The organism is Phenylobacterium sp. (assembly GCF_036563385.1).
Lineage (GTDB): Bacteria > Pseudomonadota > Alphaproteobacteria > Caulobacterales > Caulobacteraceae > Phenylobacterium.
The window spans coordinates 726,137-743,467 of the sequence record NZ_DATCML010000004.1 but is presented as its reverse complement, the minus strand read 5'-3'; the positions used below and the strand labels follow the sequence as shown (position 1 = coordinate 743,467).

Genomic DNA, 17,331 nt, shown 5'->3' with positions numbered 1-17,331 from the left:
ATGACAACCACGGAAGACACGGAGAGAGAGGTCCCGGCCACACAACGTCAGGTCCAAGCCTTTCCGTGTCGTCCGTGTATTCCGTGGTTCATCGCCGATTGGCGGAGCGGTCATGAGTGAAGCCAAGACCCACGCCCAGGCGTCGCGTGAGCGGCGGGACATCGTGTCGGGCGAGGTGCGGGACGAGGCGGGGCTGATCCGGTTCGTGGCCGGGCCGGACGGGCTGGTGGTCCCGGATCTGGCGCGCAAGCTGCCCGGCCGTGGCCTGTGGGTCGCCGCCGATCGCGCGTCGGTCGAGACGGCCGCCCGCAAGGGCCTCTTCTCCCGGGCCGCCAAGGCCAAGCTGCAGGCGCCGCCCGACCTCGCCGACCAGGTGGAAATCCTCCTCAGGCGGCGGATTCTCGCCGCCCTGGGCCTTGCGCGGAAGGCCGGCGACCTTACCTCGGGGTTCGAGAAGGTCGTGTCCGCGATTTCGTCCGGCAAGGCCGCCTGGCTTATCGAGGCGTCCGACGGCGCCCACGACGGCCGGCGCAAGATCTGGGCGCAAGCCCGCAGGCAGTCTCCGCCCCCTGGCGTGCTCGGCCTCTTCACCTCGGCCGAATTGGGTTTGGCCTTGGGGCTGGAGAATGTGATACACACCGCCTTCCTTGCGGGGCGAGCCGCCGATCGTTGGGCCCAGGATGTCCACCGGCTGGCGGGTTTCAGTCCGCTCCTTCCTGAGAGTTGGCGCGAGGAGCCTTGAGGTGAACGGGGCCGGCGACAGCCCCGGGCGCCTCTATTCGATTATCCGATAGGCCGGATCCGCCGGCCGGTGAGTAAAGCGAGCGCATGAGCGACGAGAACAACAACGGCCGACCCTCCGCCCCGGGCGGACGCCAGCCCCTGACCCTTAAGCCCCGCGGGGCCGGATCGGTCAGCGCCGGCACGGTGAAGCAGAGCTTCAGCCACGGCCGTTCCAAGACGGTGGTCGTCGAGACCAAGCGCCCGCGCACCCACGCGCCGGGCGGCGGCAACCTGGCCGCGCCGTCGTCCGCCGAGAAGCGGGTGTTCGACAACCGCGGACCGCAGGGCGGCCCGTCCGCGCCGCGTCCGCAGGGTCCGTCCGGCGGCGCCGGCGACGGCCTGTCGGCCGAGGAGCGCGCCGCGCGCGCCCGGGCCATCGAGCTGGCCCGCCAGCAGCAGGCCCGTCAGGAAGCCGAGCGCCGCGCCCGCGAGGAGCGCGCCCGCGCCGAACAGGAAGCCGCCGCCCGCGCCCGGGCCGCCGAACAGGCCGCCCAGGCCGCGGCTCAGGCCGCCCAGGCCCAGCCGGCCGCGCCGGCCCAGCCTGCGGCTCCGCCCGCCGCGCCGGCCGAGCCCACCGCCGCCGCGCCCGTGGCCCCGACGCCCGCCGCGCCCCGTCCGGCCGCACCGGCCCCGTCTGCGCCGCCTGCGGCCGCCCAGGCCCCGCGCCCGGCCGCCCCGGCCCAGCCGCCGCGCCCGACCGGCGACGCCGGCCGGCCGATGTCCGGCCAGACCCGCACCTACCAGCCGTCGCCGGATCGCCGTGACGACCGGGCCAGCACCACCACCTACCGCCCCGAGCGTCCCGCCGCCGGCAGCCGCTACGAAGGCGCGACCTTCAACCAGCGCGCCCCGCGTCGTGACGACGACCGTGGCCCGCGCCCGCCGCGCCGGGACGACGACCGCGGTCCGCCGCGTGGCGACCGCCCGCAGGGCGGCGCCCCGCGTCCGGAAGGCGGCACGGTCCGCTATTCGGCGCTCGCGCCGCGCCCGGCCGGCCCCCGCGACGGGGCCCGTGGCCCCGGCGGCCCGCGCGGTCCTCGCATCGGCCCGGCTGCGCCGCCGCCGACCCCCGAGATCCAGCGCGCCGCCCGTCAGGCCCCGCGCCCCGGCGCGGCCAGCATGGACCGGCGCCCGGACGAGGACGACCGTCGCCGCGACGCCGGCCCGGGCAAGGCGATCAGCCGCGCCAAGGGCGCGCCGAACCGCCGCGAAGGCCGCCTGACCATCCAGGCCGTGGCCGGGGACGCCGATGGCGCCGAGCGGATGCGCTCGCTGGCCTCGGTGCGCCGGGCCCGCGAACGTGAGCGCGAGAAGCGCCGCGGCGGCGTCCAGGAGCAGGCCCGCGTGGCCCGCGAAGTGGTCATCCCCGACGTCATCACCGTCGGCGAGCTCGCCAACCGGATGGCGACCCGCGGGGTCGAGGTCATCAAGTTCCTGATGCGTCAGGGCGTGATGCTGAAGATCAACGACGTCATCGACAACGACACCGCCGAGCTGGTGGCCACCGAGTTCGGCCACACCGTGAAGCGCGTGTCCGAAGCCGACGTCGAAGAGGGCTTCATCGGCGGCGAGGACGTGGACGATCACCTGGAGCCGCGGCCCCCGGTGGTCACGGTCATGGGCCACGTCGACCACGGCAAGACCTCGCTGCTCGACGCGCTGCGCGCCACGGACGTGGTGGCCGGAGAGCACGGCGGCATCACCCAGCACATCGGCGCCTACCAGGTCCGCCTGGAGAACGGCCAGCGGGTCACCTTCCTCGACACGCCCGGCCACGCCGCGTTCTCGGCGATGCGCGCCCGCGGCGCCAACATCACCGACATCGTCATCCTGGTGGTGGCGGCCGACGACGGCGTGATGCCCCAGACGATCGAGGCGATCCACCACGCCAAGGCGGCCGGCGCGCCGATCATCGTGGCGATCAACAAGATCGACAAGCCGGACGCCAACCCGACCCGCGTGATCAACGAGCTGCTGCAGCACGAGATCGTCGTGGAAAGCCTGGGCGGCGAAACCCAGGCGGTGGAGGTCTCCGCGACCCAGAAGATGGGCCTCGACGACCTGATCGAGAACGTGCTGGTGCAGGCCGAAATCCTCGACCTGAAGGCCAACCCGGATCGCACCGCCGACGGCGTGGTCATCGAGTCCAAGCTCGACAAGGGCCGCGGCGCCGTGGCCACCGTGCTGGTCAAGCGCGGCACGCTCAAGCGCGGCGACATCGTCGTGGCGGGCTCCAACTGGGGCCGGGTGCGCGCCCTGCTGAACGAACGCAACGAGCAGCTGACCGCGGCCACCCCCTCCACCCCGGTGGAGATCCTGGGCCTCGACGGCACGCCCGATCCGGGCGAGCCGTTCGCGGTGGTGGAGAACGAGGCCCGCGCCCGCGAGCTGACCGAGTACCGTGTCCGCGTGAAGCGCGAGAAGACGGGCTCGCCGATCGCCGGCGCCTCGCTGGCCGACATGATGGCCCGGCTCGCGGACAAGAAGGTCTCCGAGCTGCCGGTCATCATCAAGGCCGACGTGCAGGGCTCGGCGGAAGCGATCGTGGGCTCGCTGGACAAGCTCGGCACCGACGAGGTCCGCGCGCGGATCATCCTGTCGGGCGCCGGCGCGATCAGCGAAAGCGACGTGCTGCTGGCCAAGGGCGCAGGCGCCCCGATCCTCGGCTTCAACGTCCGTGCGTCCAAGCAGGCGCGGGACCTGGCGGAACGCGAAGGCGTCGAAATCAGGTATTACGCGATCATCTACGACCTGATCGACGACATCAAAGGCGTGCTCTCGGGCATGCTGGCGCCGATCCAGCGCGAAACCTTCCTGGGCAACGCCGAAGTCCTTCAGGTCTTCGACATCACCAAGGTGGGCCGCGTGGCCGGTTGCCGGGTCACCGAGGGCGTGGTCCGCAAGGGCGCCCGGGTCCGGATCATCCGCCAGGACGTGGTGGTCCTCGAACTCGGCACCCTGCAGACGCTCAAGCGCTTCAAGGACGAGGTCAACGAGGTGCCGGTGGGCCAGGAGTGCGGCATGCACTTCGGCTTCCAGGACATCAAGGCCGGCGACGTCATCGAGTGCTTCACCCTCGAAGAGGTCAAGCGCACGCTCTAGCGCCGCCAAGGCCCCACAGGAACGAGCCCTCCCCGGGAAACCGCGGAGGGCTTTTTCTTTGCCTGCCTCCCACGTGAGCGGCAGCGAACGGGGGAGGGGGACCGTCGGCCGAGGCCGCAGGCCGTAGAGCCGAGGGTGGAGGGGGCAGCCCCACGCAGTGCGCTCCCAGAATCGCCAACGCGCGCGGCCTGCGGTCAAGCCCGCCTCCGTCGCCCCCAGTGAACGTCATCCCCGGGCTTGTCCCGGGGACCCATGGATCTCGGCGCCGCCGGATGGGCGCTGCCGCGCCGCTCGCGCTTTGCCGGCACGATCCGGTGTTCATGGGTGGCCGGGACAAGCCCGGCCATGACGATCATGTGCGGGCGCAGGGGAGGCAGGGGCCAGCCTCGCCGCCGCCGCGTTTCTCCACTATCTAGCCCCGCAACGCCCACGGAGCCGCCCATGCGCATCGCCGTCCTCGCCGCCGCCGCCCTGGCGCTCTCCGCCTGCGCCACCGTCGAGAAGCTGGACGCCGCCAACGACGTGCACGCCCTGCTGGTGTCGATCCGCGACAACGACACGGCGACCTTCGACGCCCACGTGGACCGCCGCGCCCTGAAGCGGGAGATCCAGGCCCGCCTGGTCGCCGAGGGCCGGCGCGACCCGCGCTTCTCCGGCATCGCGGCGGCGCTCGCCCCGGGCCTGGCCGAGCTGGCCGGCGAGACCCTGGTCCAGCCGCAGGTCTTCCGCTTGGTGGCCGAGCGCTACGGCTACACGCCGCAGACCAAGATCCCCAATCCGGTGGTGATCTCCCAGGCCCTGAAGCCGCTGCCCGACGGCCGCGTCTGCGCCACGCGCAGCAAGGGCGGGCCCTGCCTGCTCACCTTCACCAAGGTGGAAGGGACCTGGAAGCTCACCGGCTTCGAGGGCGGGCTGTCGGAACTCCGCATTTAACAATTCCGCCGCTAAGCTCCCCCACGGGAGGCGCGATGCTCGACGTGAGGATGGCCGTGGGGCGGGGGCTTGCGACGCGGATCGTCGAGCGCCCCGGCCGCACCCTGCCGCCGGCCGAGGCGTCCGCCCTGATGGCCGACCTGCGGGCCGTCGCCGCCGCCACCCTACCGGCCGGCGAACTGGACTACGGCGTCCTCGGCGGCGATCCCGCCCGGCTGCAGGACACGGTGGTGACCGTCGTCTACGAGCGGCGCACCAGGCGGCCCATCGCCTTCAACGTGTTGACCCTTATGGACGCCGAGCTGCGTGGCCAGCCCCTGGAGGTGCTGCACCTGGGCCTCGTCATGGTCGACCCCACGGTGCGCAGCCGGGGCCTGTCCGCCACCCTCTACGGCCTCACCTGCATGCTGCTCTTCCTCGAGCGCCAGGGGCGCCCCCTGTGGCTCTCCAGCGTGACCCAGGTGCCGGCCGTTGTGGGCATGGTCGCCGAGACCTTCTCCGACGTCTTCCCGGCTGGCGGCGCGCGCCGCTCCTTCGACCACCTGCTGCTCGCCCGCCAGATCATGGCGCGCCACCGGCATGTGTTCGGAGTGGGCGCCGAGGCTGGTTTCGACGAGCAGCGCTTCGTGATCACCGACGCCTACACCGGCGGCTCGGACGCCCTGAAGAAGAGCTTCGAGGCCGCGCCCAAGCATCGCCGCGGCCAGTTCAACGACTTCTGCGCCCGCGAACTCGACTACGGCCGCGGAGACGACGTGCTGCAGATCGGCCGGATCGACATGCAGGCGGCCGCCCGCTACGCCGCCCGGGTGGCGCCGCCCGCCACCGGCCTGGGACTGGCGGCCATGGCCGGCCTGAGCCTCGTCCGCACCGCCGTCCTGCCGGTGGTCCACTGGCTGGCCGACGACCAGCCCTACGGAATCCTGAGGCCCTGGCGCGCCAAATGACCTTCCCGCCCGTCTTCGACTACCGCGAGTTCACCACCCGCAACCTGGGCTTCGTCAGCGAGGCGGAGCAGGCGAAGCTGCGCGCCGCCCAGGTGTTCGTCGCCGGCGTCGGCGGCATGGGCGGGGCGTGCGTGCAGGCCCTGGCGCGGGCCGGCGTCGGCCGGCTGATCATCGCCGACATCGACGCCTTCGAGGTGTCGAACCTGAACCGGCAGGTGTTCGCCGACCTGACGACCGTGGGCCGTGGCAAGGCCGAAGCCACCGCCGAGGCGCTGCGGCGGATCAATCCCGAGATCGAGCTGGAGGTGCTGGGCGGCGACTGGACCGAGCGGCTGCCGGACATCGCGGCCCGCTGCAAGATCATCGTCAACGGCTGCGACGACATCCCCGCCACCCTTCACCTCTACCGGACCGCTCGGGCCGCCGGCGCCACCGTCATCGACGCCTACGCCGCGCCCCTGCCCAGCGTCACCCGCGTCTCGCCGAAGGACCCGCGGCCCGAAGAACGCCTGGGCTATCCCACCCGCCACAAGGGCTGGCGCGAGGTGACCGACGAGGAGGCCCGCGCGGCCTTCATGAGGGAGATCGAATACGTCCTCACCCACTCCTCCTCTCACCGCCACGTGGACGTGCAGATGGCGGCGGAGATGGCGGCTGGGACCCGCAAGCGGATGAGCTTTGCGCCGATGGTGATCACCACCGGCTGCCTGATGGCCTATGAGGCGCTGTCCCTGGCCATGGAGCGCAAGAGCCGCACCGACTGCCGCGGCTGGTTCTTCAATCCCTACGAACTGAAGGTGGAGCGCCCCCTGCCGGCGCCGCTGGCTGCGGCGCGGGCGGCTATGGTCCGCCGCTACATGGCCAAGCTGCTCGCCTGATGGACCCACGCCTCGCCCAGGCCCTGGTGGACGGCTTCGCGGCCCTTGCCCTGCTGGCCTACGCCCTGCGGGTCGGCCCCGGCCGCAGCCCGGTCCGGGCGCGACTGCGCTTCGTCTTCCTGCTGGCGGGGCTGTTCTACGCCGTCCGCGCCCTGTGGTACGCGACGTTGCAACCGCACTACGAGACGGCGAGCCTGATGATCGCGGGCGTGCTGCCGCTGGGCGCCCTGGTCCTGGCGGAGGCCTTGCTGCGCCGCCACGCGCCGAAGCTCCTGAAACTCGCTGTGCTCGTGGGCGCCGGCGTCGCCACTGTCGCCCCGCTGCTGCCGGGCGGCGACTGGCGGGGGCTCGCCCTGATGGCCTATGTGGTGGGCGCCTTCGCGGCCATCTGGCTGCTGGTCCTCACCCGCGATCGGCGCAGTCTGGCCGCCGCCGAGAACGCCACCCTCGACGCCATCTCCGGCGCGCTCCTCGCCGTCGCCCTGCTCGCCGCCACCGACTTCGGCGACCTCGCCCCCGTGGGCCTGAGCGGCCTGGGCGCGCTGGCTCTCGCCTACGCCGCGGCCGGCGCCCGCCCCGCCGGCATGGCCGCCGTGCTCGGCGTCGCCCTCCTCCTGGCCGCGGGCCTCGCCGCCGGCGCGCCCGACCTCCCCCGCCTCGCCATCTGCCTCTCGGCCCTGGGGGCGTTGGCCGTCCTCCTGCGCCTGCAGGCCGGCGGCCGCGAGGACCGCCGCCAGACCCTGCTGCGCACCCTTGCGTCCGCGTCTGACGCAGGCCTCGCCGCCTTCGTCGCCGACGCCGCCCGCCACCCGGCCCTGGCCGACCTCGCCCTCCTCGAGGGCGACGCGCTGGGTGAGTACGACGCCGAGGCCCTGCGCCGCGCCTTCGCCAGATTCCCCGTCGTCGCCGCCGCCCGCCTGCCCGACCTCGACGCTGACGCCCGCGAACAGCTTCTCGACCTCATGACCCGCCACGCGGCCACCCACGCGGCCCTGGTCTCCGCCGCCCCCCTGCGCCTGGCCCTGATCGCCACCGGCGCCACCCGAGCCGGCGACGACGAGGCCGAGCTGCTGGTCTTCCAGCGCCTGGCCGCCCGGGCCGCGCGGAGCGGCCCATGACCCTGACGATCCGCGAGGGCGACTTCGACGCCTTCTTCCGCGCCCCGTTCGAGGCCTACGGCGAGGCCAGCCCCTATGTCACCCCCATGCGGTCGGACCTCGCCCGCTACCTCGACCCGCAGAAGAACCCGCTCCTCACCGGCGGCGGCGCCCTACGCTTCTTCACCGCCCACCGCGACGGCCGGCCTGTCGGCCGGATCACCGCCCACGTCCATCCGGCGTCCAACGTCCGCCACGGCCTGTCCCGGGGTTACTTCGGCTACTTCGACGTGGCCGACGACCTCGAAGCGGCCCGCGCGCTCCTGGACCGCGCGGAAGGCTTCGCCCGCGACCAGGGCTGCGCCGAGCTGGCCGGCGCCTTCAACCTGACGGCCATGCAGCAGATCGGCGTGGTGACCGGCGGCTTCGACCGCGCGCCCTATACCGACATGGTCTGGAACCCGCCGCACACGCCTCGGCTGCTGGAGGCCTGCGGCTTCGCGCCGTTCTTCCCGATGTCCACCTGGGAGTTCGACGTCGCCAGCGCGGACCCGGCGGCCCTGCGGAACGACCGGTCGGGCGAGGTGCTGGCCGGCGGCGACTGGTCCTTCGCCCCGATCCGCCGCCGCGACTTCGCCCGGCGCTTCGAGGAGGCCCGCGCGTGCCTCAACGACGGCTTCATGGACAATCCCATGTTCGTGCCGCTGAGCGCCGAGGAGTTCGCCTTCCAGGCCGGCGAGATGATGTGGATCCTCGATCCCGAGGTCGCCGCCGTCGTCCACCGGCGCGGGGAGCCGGTCGGGGTGATTATCTGCATCCCCGACCTCAACCCGTTCGTGAAGGCCACAGGCGGCCGGATGGGCTGGACGGCGCCGATCCACTTCCTGCGCCATCGGCTGCGCCGCGACCGCGCCGTGATCATCCTCTATTCGGTGAAGCGGGCCCTGCATGGCCAGGGGATCAACGCCGCCATGCTGGAGCGGGTGGTCTGGGCCCTGAAGCAGCGGGGCTACCGCACCTGCGGGATCACCTGGATCGGCGACGTGAACGCCGCCAGCCTTAGGCAGGTGGAGAAGCTAGGGGCCCGCCGGCTGCACCGGCTGCACCTCTACCGGAAGGACGTGGCATGACGCCGGTGCTCTTGCGAGAGCTGGTGGCCGCTGCGCGCTTCTCGCCCAACGTCCACAACGTCCAGCCCACCCGCTGGCGGTTGGAGCCGGATGGCGCGGTCTCGGTCCTTGACGCCGCCGATCGGCGGCTGCCCGCCGGCGACCCGACCGGGCGCGACGCCCTGGCGAGCCACGGAGCGGCGGTGGAGGGCTTCGCCTTGGCGGCGTCGCTGCACGGGCTGGCGGTGGACGTGGACCATCCGCCCGACGCGGTGGCTCGGCTGACGGTCCGCCCGGGCGCCGAACCCGACCCCCTGGCCGCCTTCCTGACCACGCGGCGCACCTGGCGTGGCGGCTTCCGCCCGACCCCGCCGCCGGCGGCGCTCGCCGGCCTTATGCTGGTGACCGACCCGGGACGCATCGCCCACCTCGCCCGGCTGAACGACGCCGCCAGCCTGAGGAGCTTCCGGCGGCGGGATTTCCGCGCGGAGCTGCTGGCCTGGATGCGCCTGTCGCGGCGGCATCCGGACTGGAGCCGCGACGGGCTGAACGCCGAGGCGATGTCGATGTCGCCGCTCGCAGCCGCCGGAGCCGCGGTGGCCCTGCGTCCGGGCGTCTTCGAGGCCCTGGACCGGCTGGGCCTCGGCCCAGCGCTGGCGGGCGAGGCGGCGGTCGTGCGCTCGGCCTGCGCGCTGGGCGTGCTGACGGCGGCGCGGGACGAACCCCCCTTCGCCATGGGCCGGCGCTGGCACCGGGCCTGGCTGGAGATCACCCGGTTGGGCCTCGCGGCCGCGCCAATGACCGTGCTCGGCGACGACCCGCAGGCCGCCGCGGAGGTGGCCCAACTGATCGGCCTCCCCCCGCACGAGCGGGTGGTCACCGTGATGCGGATGGGCGTTCCGGACGGCGAGCCAGCAGCGCCCGCCCGGCTGCCGGTGGACGAGCTGATCGTCTGAGCCTCAGAGGGTCTTCAGGAATTCCAGCAGGTCGCGCTTCTGGGCAGGCGTGAGGCCTGCGAACTCGCGCTCATGCCCCACATTGCCGAAGCCGGGCTTCGCCGTGTCGATCTCGCCGGGCGCAGACCAGGGGCGGTAGCCCTGCGGATAGCTGATCCCCACCCGCTGGAGGTCCAGGGCGTGGCCGCCAACGGTGAACCGCGTGGCGCGCGGCTCCAAGCCAAACAGCTGGGTCAGGGTCGGCACCGAGCCGTTGTGCAGGTAGGGCGCGCTGGACCACAGGCCGGTGAGCGGCGGGGCCGCGTAGCAGGCGGTGTGCGCCGCAGACAGGAGGCCGGAATAGACGGAGGCCTTGATACGGCGAACCAGGTCGGGGGACATGGCGTCGAGCCGGGCGCGGTCCGTGCCCACGTCGCCGCACCAGTTGGGAAAGCCGGTCAGCCGCGGCCGGGGAGCGGCGTCGTAGGTCCCGTGGCAGGCGGCGCACCCTGCATCGTAGACGCGCCGGCCGCGAGCGGCGGCGGCCTCGTCCAAGTCGCCCGGGAACGGTTGAGGGCGGCGGGTGGCGAGGAAGGCCATCACCGCGCGCCCGTCGGGGACCGCGGCGCGGGCGCGCTCGGGCGACTGGCCCATGGTCGGCACAGTGAAGAAGGTGGTGATGGCGGCGAGCTGGTCGCGGTGTCCTGAGGTCAGGTCGACCGGGCGCATCGGCCGGAAGCGGGCGCCCTGCGGCGGCGCGTAGGCCCCGTCGTAGAGCAGGGCGCTTCGCCAGGTGCGGTCGGCGAGCTCCGGGATCGCAGTGTGGCCATGCTCCAGCTCGGGCGAGGCGAGGCCCTTGGTCTGCAGCTTCAGGGCGGCCACACCATTGGTGATCCCCGGGGGGCCGTTGGCGAAGGGCAGTGGGCCACGGCCGGCGGCTTCCAGCTCGGCGATGCGACGGCGAGCCAGCGGCAGGATGACCGCCCGCAGGGTGGCCGCCTCGCGTGCGGTGGTCTGCGGCCAGACCTCGCGCACCGCGGCGAGCAGGGCGGGCTCGTCGCGCATGGCCTGGCGGAGCGCCGCGTACACGTCCTCCGAATAGGCCTGCAGATGGATCGAGGTGTTGGGGGAGCCCAGCCAGGCCTCGTCCGTCTTCGGCAGCCCTTGCGCGTCGTAGCCGACGCCGGCGTGGCAGGCCGCGCAGCCGGTGTTGGCGATCTCGACGGCGAGCGGCGGCACGTGGCGGACGGCGGTCCCGCGCACGAGCCCGAGGGTGTCGCCGGGCGCGGTGGCTTCCAGCCCCACCAGGCGCGTGGGATGCAGGAACCCGTAGCGCTGCAGGATGGCCGGCAGCTGGCCGGCGGAGAGCGGCTCGCCGGGCGGCGTGTGGGCCATCAGCAGGGCCGTGGAGGCCACCTTCCACGGCACGGCGACGCTCTGCATAGCGTCGGTGTTGAGCGCGCCGAAGTCGCCCCAGGCGAACAGCCGGGCTCCGCGGGCGACCTCGTCCTCCCGGCCCGAACTGGCTCCTGCAGGCGCGGCCGCATAGCCGCGCACGAAGTCCCAGGCGCCCTGCCGGTCGACCAACGCCCAGCCGACGGCGGCCAGGAGCACGAGCCCCGCGACGGCGGCGGCGACAGCGGCGAGGCGGCGTCTGTTCAGGGCGGGTCCCTCCGGCGGGCGCGCGACCATCCCGCGAACCGCCCTTGCGCCGCAAGCGGGCCGGCCCTAGTTACCCCCGCTTCCCTGAGGCGGCGCGTCCGATCCGCGTCCCAGGCGCGCAAAGGCAAGACTGAAGACGATGTCCCGACAATCCCATCACAACCGCGGGGGCGGCCAGGGGCCGACCCAGCGCCAGCTGCGCGCGGGCGAGCTCGTCCGCCACGCCCTGGTCGAGATCCTCCGCGAGGAGGACATCACCGACGCCGCCCTGGAAGGCGTGTCGGTGACGGTCACCGAGGTGCGCATGAGCCCGGACCTGCGGCACGCCACCTGCTTCGTGGAGCCGCTGGGCGGCGGCCACGCCGAAGACGTGGTCGCCGGCCTGAACCGCCATGCCAAGTTCCTGCGCGGCCGGCTGGGCCGCCATATCGAGCTGAAGTTCACGCCCGACCTGCGCTTCCTGCACGACGAAAGCTTCAACGAGGCGGCCCGGATGAACCGGCTGTTCGAGGATCCGCGGGTGGCGCAGGACCTGCGGCCGCAGCCGCCGTCCGACGGCTGGAAGGACGAGGACTGATGGGCCGCCGCCGCAAGGGTGACGCCGTCTCGGGCTGGATCTGCCTGGACAAGCCCTACGACCTGACGTCGACCCATGCGGTGAGCCGCATCCGCCGGATCTTCAACGCCCAAAAGGCGGGCCACGCGGGCACGCTTGACCCGCTCGCCACCGGGATCCTGCCGATCGCGCTCGGCGAGGCGACCAAGACGGTTCCTTTCCTCGTGGACGCCGACAAGGCCTACCGCTTCACCATCGCCTGGGGGCGGACGACCGCCACCTACGACCGGGAGGGCGAGACCTTGGAGAGCTCGGACGTGCGCCCGACGCTGGCCCAGGTGGAGGCGGTGCTGACCCGCTTCGTGGGTGAGATCGAGCAGGTCCCGCCCGCCTATTCGGCCGTGAAAGTGGACGGGGAGCGCGCCTACGACCTCGCCCGCGCCGGCGAGATCGTGGAGCTGAAGGCCCGCCCGGTGACGGTCCACGACCTGCGCGTCGTGGACGCCGCCGATCCCGATCACGTGACGCTGGAGATGGAATGCGGCAAGGGCACCTATGTCCGGGCCATCGTCCGGGACCTCGCCGAAGCGCTCGGCGCCTGCGGCCATGTAAGCGAGCTTCGCCGGACGCGCGTGGGCTCGTTTACCGAACAATCTTCGGTGGCGCTGGAATTGCTTGAGGATTTGGGGCATAAGGCCCGCCAGCTGGAGGCCTTGCTTCCGGTCGAGACCGCACTGGACGACATCCCGGTGCTGGCCGTGACCGATGAAGACGCCTTCCGGCTTAAGCAGGGACGACCGATCGTTCTCGTTCCCCGACAGGTGGAAGCTGTGAAGGCCAGGCTCAAGCCGGGCTCGCGCACCGTTTCCGCCATGTCGGGCGATGCGATCGTGGCGCTCTGCGAGATGCGCGCGGGCCGGCTCGAACCCTCGCGGGTCTTCCATCTTGAAAAGAGCGGAGACTGACCGATGTCGATTACGGCCGAACGTAAGGCAGAAGTGATCAAGACCCACGCCCGCGCTGAAGCGGACACGGGCAGCGCTGAAGTCCAGGTGGCGATCATGTCCGAGCGGATCGCGAACCTGACCGAACACTTCAAGACCCACAAAAAGGACAACCACTCGCGCCGCGGGCTTCTGAAGCTCGTGTCCGCGCGCCGGTCGCTCCTGGACCACCTGAAGAAGTCCGATCCTGCTCGCTATCAGAAGCTGATCGAGACCCTGGGCCTGCGCCGCTAGGCTCACGCCAAGTTGCCCCGCCGCCCGGTTGCGAAAGCCGGGCGCGCGGGTCTTAAACCTTTAAGCCGCTCCTCCGTAACAGGCCGGGGGACGCATGCGGCGCCCGGAGCGCCAAGCGCTCCACCGCTACGCCGAGGGTTCGACAGAAATCCTCACCCCGCCTGTTCGAATGGAGAGGATTTCGGAAAGCCGAGCCCCTGTCCGCCCCCGCCTGGGAATACGCCCGCGGGATGAGAAAGAAGCGAAAATGTTCGACATCAAGAGAAAGACGATCGAGTGGGGCGGCAAGACGCTCACGCTCGAGACCGGCCGCATGGCCCGTCAGGCCGACGGCGCGGTGCTGGTCACCTACGGCGAGACCATGGTGCTGGCCACCGCGGTGTTCGCCAAGAGCCCGAAGCCGGGCCAGGACTTCTTCCCGCTGACGGTGAACTATCAGGAGAAGTTCTACGCCGCGGGCAAGATCCCGGGCAGCTTCCCCCGTCGCGAGGGCGCGCCCTCGCAGAAGGAAACCCTCACCAGCCGCCTGATCGACCGTCCGATCCGCCCGCTGTTCGTGAAGGGCTTCAAGAACGAGGTCCAGGTGGTCACCACCGTGCTGGCCCATGACCTCGAGAACGATCCCGACATCGTCGCCATGGTCGGCGCCTCCGCCGCCCTGGTGATCTCCGGCGCCCCGTTCATGGGCCCGATCGGCGCCGCCCGCGTGGGCTTCGTCAACGGCGAGTACGTGCTGAACCCGACTCTCGACGAGATGAAGGAAAGCAAGATGGACCTCGTCGTGGCGGGCACGCACGACGCGGTGATGATGGTGGAGTCCGAGATCCAGGAGCTCTCCGAAGAGCAGGTCCTGGGCGGCGTCACCTTCGCCCACAAGGGCATGCAGCCGGTGATCGACGCGATCATCGAGCTCGCCGAGCACGCGGCCAAGGAGCCTTTCGAATTCGCGGCGGACGACACCGACGCCATCAAGGAGAAGGTGAAGGCGGTCATCGGCGGCGACCTGCGGGCCGCCTACGAGCTGACCAAGAAGTCCGAACGCCACGCGGCTCTGAGCGCGGCCAAGGACAAGGCCATGAGCCAGTTCGCCAAGTCGGACGCCAACCCGGACGGCTATGACGCCAACAAGCTGGGCGGCGTGTTCAAGGAGCTCGAGGCTGACATCGTCCGCCGCGCGATCCTGGAGACCGGCAAGCGCATCGACGGCCGTTCGGTGGACCAGGTCCGCCCGATCGTCTCGGAAGTGGGCGTGCTGCCCCGGGCCCACGGCTCGGCGCTGTTCACCCGCGGCGAGACCCAGGCCCTGGTGGTCGCCACGCTCGGCACCGGCGACGACGAGCAGCTGATCGACGCCCTCGAAGGCAAGTACTTCGAGAAGTTCATGCTGCACTACAACTTCCCGCCCTTCTCGGTCGGCGAAACCGGCCGCATGGGCGCGCCGGGCCGTCGTGAAGTCGGCCACGGCAAGCTGGCGTGGCGGGCGATCCGCCCGATGCTGCCGAGCGCGGAAGAGTTCCCCTACACGATCCGCCTGGTGTCGGAGATCTTCGAGTCCAACGGCTCGTCGTCGATGGCCTCGGTCTGCGGCTCGTCGCTGGCGCTGATGGACGCGGGCGTGCCCCTGAAGAAGCCGGTCTCCGGGATCGCCATGGGCCTGATCCTGGAGTCTGACGGCTTCGCCGTGCTTTCCGACATCCTGGGCGACGAGGACCACCTCGGCGACATGGACTTCAAGGTGGCGGGCACCGCCGACGGCATCACGTCCCTGCAGATGGACATCAAGATCGCCGGCATCACCGAAGAGATCATGCGCAAGGCCCTCGAACAGGCGAAGGGCGGCCGTGACCACATCCTGGCCGAGATGAACAAGGCCATGGAGGCTCCGCGCCAGGAGCTGGGCGAGTTCGCGCCGAAGATCGAGACCATCAAAATCCCGGTCGACAAGATCCGGGAAGTGATCGGCTCGGGCGGCAAGGTGATCCGCGAGATCGTCGAGAAGACCGGCGCCAAGATCGACATCGGCGAGGATGGCACGATCAAGATCGCGGCGGCGGAAGCGGCCAAGATCGAGGCGGCCAAGGACTGGATCAAGTCGATCGCGTCCGAGCCGGAAGTCGGCCAGATCTACAACGGCAAGGTCGTGAAGATCGTCGACTTCGGCGCCTTCGTGAACTTCTTCGGCGCCAAGGACGGCCTTGTTCACGTGAGCCAGATCTCCAGCGAGCGCGTGAACAAGGTCTCGGACGTGCTGCAGGAAGGCCAGACCGTGAAGGTCAAGCTCCTGGGCTTCGACGACCGCGGCAAGACCCGTCTCTCCATGAAGGTTGTCGACCAGGAGACCGGCGAGGACCTGTCGAAGAACGAAAAGGCCGAGGAAGCCGCCGACGCCTAGGCGCGGCGGCCGAGAGGCTGACAAGAAGGGGGCGGCCGGAGCGATCCGGCCGCCCTTTTTCGTGGGCGCGCAGGCTGCGCCCGCCGTCACCAGAGCGTGGCGCGCGCCCGCTCAGGCCACGCCTTGTCGTAGGCCTCGCCGCCCACCCGGGCTCCGGACATCCCCGCCAGGATCGCCCCCGGTGTCGGGAGGCTTGCAGGGTCGACGTGGCGCGCCGGATCCCAAAGGTGGGACCGGACGATGGCCCTAGCGCACTGGAAGTAGACCGCCTGCGTCTCGAGCACGATGGCGCAGCGGGGCGGCTTGCCCTCCACGGCCAGGCTGTCGAGCAGGCCGGGTTCGATCGACAGGCGCGCGGTCCCGTTCACCCGCAGACAGGTGCCCGAACCGGGCACGAGGAAGAGGAACGCCGTGCGCGGGTCGCGGACGATGTTCCGCAGGCTGTCGCAGCGGTTGTTGCCCCGGCGATCGGGCATGACCAGCTGCCGGGGCGTCTGGATGCGCACGAACCCGGGCTGGTCGCCCCGCGGTGAGCAGTCCAGCCCCTCCGGACCGCAGGTCGCCAGCGCCACGAAGGGCGAGGCCTCCACGAAGGGCCGGTACAGCTCCGTGACATGGTCGGCGACCTTCACGGTCGAGGCCTCATTGGTCGGGCCGTACAGCGCCTCGAGTTCGGCGATCGTTTCGATGAAGGACATGGCGGCTCGCTCTGTGAGTTCCGGCGCAGGGTGGCCCAAGCTGCGCCGACAGGAAATCGAGGAGTATTCCCGCAGTAGGTGAGCTAATCTCACAGGCATGTCCGGCTCCGATACACCTCCGCTCTCGAGCCTGCGCGCTTTCGAGGCGGTCGTGCGGCTCGGGTCGGTCACGCGGGCCGCGCAGGAGCTGGGGCGCACCCACGGCGCCGTGAGCAAGCAGCTCAGAAGCCTGCGGGCGCACCTCGGCGCCAGCCTGTTCGAAAGGGCCGGAGCCGGCCTCGCGCCGACGCCCGCCGCCCTGCGCCTCGCCGCGGCGCTCGGGGACGGGTTCGCCCGGATCTATGCCAGCTACCGGGAGGCGGCCCAGGAGGTCCACGCGCCGCGCCTGCACATCGCCTGCAGCGTCACCTTCGCCACCCGGTGGCTGGCGCCGAACCTCGCCGACTTCTCCCGCGAACACCCGCAGGTCCGCGTGCGCCTCTCCATGACCAGCGCCGACCGCCTGCGCCTGGAGGGGGCGGATCTGGTGATCAGCTGGGACTGGCGCTCTTTCGGCCCCGCCGACCAGGCGCGGGCCGAACGTATCGCCGAGGTTGCCTTCGGGCCGGTCTGCCGGCCGGAGCACCCGATCGACGCGGCCGGCGACGTGCTGACCACTCCGGTGCTGATCACCCACGAGGTCACCCGGCGGGCGTGGGACGTCTGGCAGGCGGCGTCGGGGGTGGCGCTGGCGGCCCGGGAGACGATCGCCTTCCCTCACACCCACCTCGGCATCGAGGCCGCCCTGTCGGGGATGGGCGTGGTCCTGGTGGAGAAGCGGCTCGTGGCGCGGGAGCTCGCCGAAGGCCGGCTGATCGCCCCTTACGGGTTCACACCCTTTCCCGACGGCCTGGCGGCGATCGTGGCCGACGCCGCGCCGCGCGGGCCGGTCGACGCCTTCCTGGCCTGGAGCCGGCGCGCCCTGGCGGCGACGGCGTAGCCGGCCTGCAGCTGCCCTGCGT

General features: G+C 71.8%; 15 protein-coding genes. 13 read left to right on the top strand and 2 right to left on the bottom strand.

Annotation, left to right across the window (positions count from 1 at the left end; genetic code table 11):
* Positions 1–112 precede the first annotated feature (112 nt).
* The 8 genes from VIL67_RS04570 to VIL67_RS04535 all read left to right on the top strand — a co-directional run bounded on the left by VIL67_RS04570 (position 113) and on the right by VIL67_RS04535 (position 9,805).
* The gene (locus VIL67_RS04570; protein ID WP_332047657.1) at positions 113–742 is read left to right on the top strand and encodes an RNA-binding protein; all 630 of its coding nucleotides are present in this window, start codon (positions 113–115) and stop codon (positions 740–742) included.
* Positions 743–828: 86 nt separating this feature from the next.
* Positions 829–3,885 carry a translation initiation factor IF-2 gene (infB, locus tag VIL67_RS04565; protein WP_332047656.1) on the top strand — a complete coding sequence of 1,019 codons (3,057 nt, stop codon included), beginning with the start codon at positions 829–831 and terminating at the stop codon, positions 3,883–3,885.
* A 441-nt stretch (positions 3,886–4,326) separates the two neighbouring features.
* A complete protein-coding gene (locus tag VIL67_RS04560) occupies positions 4,327–4,818 on the top strand; it encodes a DUF2939 domain-containing protein (RefSeq protein ID WP_332047655.1) in 492 nt (163 codons plus the stop codon).
* 35 nt (positions 4,819–4,853) lie between these two features.
* Positions 4,854–5,765, top strand: coding sequence for a hypothetical protein (locus VIL67_RS04555; RefSeq protein ID WP_332047654.1), 912 nt, complete (start codon positions 4,854–4,856; stop codon positions 5,763–5,765).
* Positions 5,762–6,643, top strand: a complete 882-nt coding sequence (locus tag VIL67_RS04550) for a HesA/MoeB/ThiF family protein (RefSeq protein ID WP_332047653.1) — start codon at positions 5,762–5,764, stop codon at positions 6,641–6,643. Before VIL67_RS04555 ends, VIL67_RS04550 begins: the two co-directional genes overlap by 4 nt.
* Entirely contained in the window at positions 6,643–7,761 is a 1,119-nt protein-coding gene (locus VIL67_RS04545) for a hypothetical protein (RefSeq protein WP_332047652.1), read from the top strand. The genes VIL67_RS04550 and VIL67_RS04545 overlap by 1 nt, the downstream gene beginning before the upstream one ends.
* Positions 7,758–8,870, top strand: coding sequence for a GNAT family N-acetyltransferase (locus tag VIL67_RS04540; protein WP_332047651.1), 1,113 nt, complete (start codon positions 7,758–7,760; stop codon positions 8,868–8,870). Before VIL67_RS04545 ends, VIL67_RS04540 begins: the two co-directional genes overlap by 4 nt.
* Positions 8,867–9,805 carry a nitroreductase family protein gene (locus VIL67_RS04535; RefSeq protein ID WP_332047650.1) on the top strand — a complete coding sequence of 313 codons (939 nt, stop codon included), beginning with the start codon at positions 8,867–8,869 and terminating at the stop codon, positions 9,803–9,805. Before VIL67_RS04540 ends, VIL67_RS04535 begins: the two co-directional genes overlap by 4 nt.
* Before the next feature lie 3 nt (positions 9,806–9,808).
* On the opposite strand, the gene VIL67_RS04530 is transcribed toward VIL67_RS04535, so the two are convergent.
* Positions 9,809–11,476, bottom strand: a complete 1,668-nt coding sequence (locus VIL67_RS04530) for a c-type cytochrome (RefSeq protein ID WP_332047649.1) — start codon at positions 11,474–11,476, stop codon at positions 9,809–9,811.
* A gap of 109 nt (positions 11,477–11,585) precedes the next feature.
* Here VIL67_RS04530 and rbfA point away from each other — a divergent pair, with 109 nt between their 5' ends.
* The 4 genes from rbfA (at position 11,586) to pnp (ending at position 15,632) form a co-directional block, all read left to right on the top strand.
* Positions 11,586–12,023, top strand: coding sequence for a 30S ribosome-binding factor RbfA (gene rbfA, locus VIL67_RS04525; RefSeq protein WP_332047648.1), 438 nt, complete (start codon positions 11,586–11,588; stop codon positions 12,021–12,023).
* Positions 12,023–12,967, top strand: coding sequence for a tRNA pseudouridine(55) synthase TruB (gene truB, locus VIL67_RS04520; protein WP_332047647.1), 945 nt, complete (start codon positions 12,023–12,025; stop codon positions 12,965–12,967). The genes rbfA and truB overlap by 1 nt, the downstream gene beginning before the upstream one ends.
* Before the next feature lie 3 nt (positions 12,968–12,970).
* Complete coding sequence (gene rpsO / locus VIL67_RS04515; RefSeq protein WP_332047646.1) at positions 12,971–13,240, top strand: 30S ribosomal protein S15; 270 nt, start codon at positions 12,971–12,973, stop codon at positions 13,238–13,240.
* A 247-nt stretch (positions 13,241–13,487) separates the two neighbouring features.
* On the top strand, positions 13,488–15,632 hold the full coding sequence (gene pnp, locus VIL67_RS04510) for a polyribonucleotide nucleotidyltransferase (RefSeq protein ID WP_332047645.1): 2,145 nt from the start codon (positions 13,488–13,490) through the stop codon (positions 15,630–15,632).
* An 86-nt stretch (positions 15,633–15,718) separates the two neighbouring features.
* On the opposite strand, the gene VIL67_RS04505 is transcribed toward pnp, so the two are convergent.
* Positions 15,719–16,330 (bottom strand): pyridoxamine 5'-phosphate oxidase family protein, encoded by a 612-nt coding sequence (locus tag VIL67_RS04505; RefSeq protein ID WP_332047644.1) that lies wholly within the window; start codon positions 16,328–16,330, stop codon positions 15,719–15,721.
* Positions 16,331–16,427: 97 nt separating this feature from the next.
* On the opposite strand from VIL67_RS04505, the gene VIL67_RS04500 reads away from it, so the two are divergent.
* Complete coding sequence (locus tag VIL67_RS04500; RefSeq protein WP_332047643.1) at positions 16,428–17,309, top strand: LysR substrate-binding domain-containing protein; 882 nt, start codon at positions 16,428–16,430, stop codon at positions 17,307–17,309.
* Positions 17,310–17,331 lie beyond the last annotated feature (22 nt).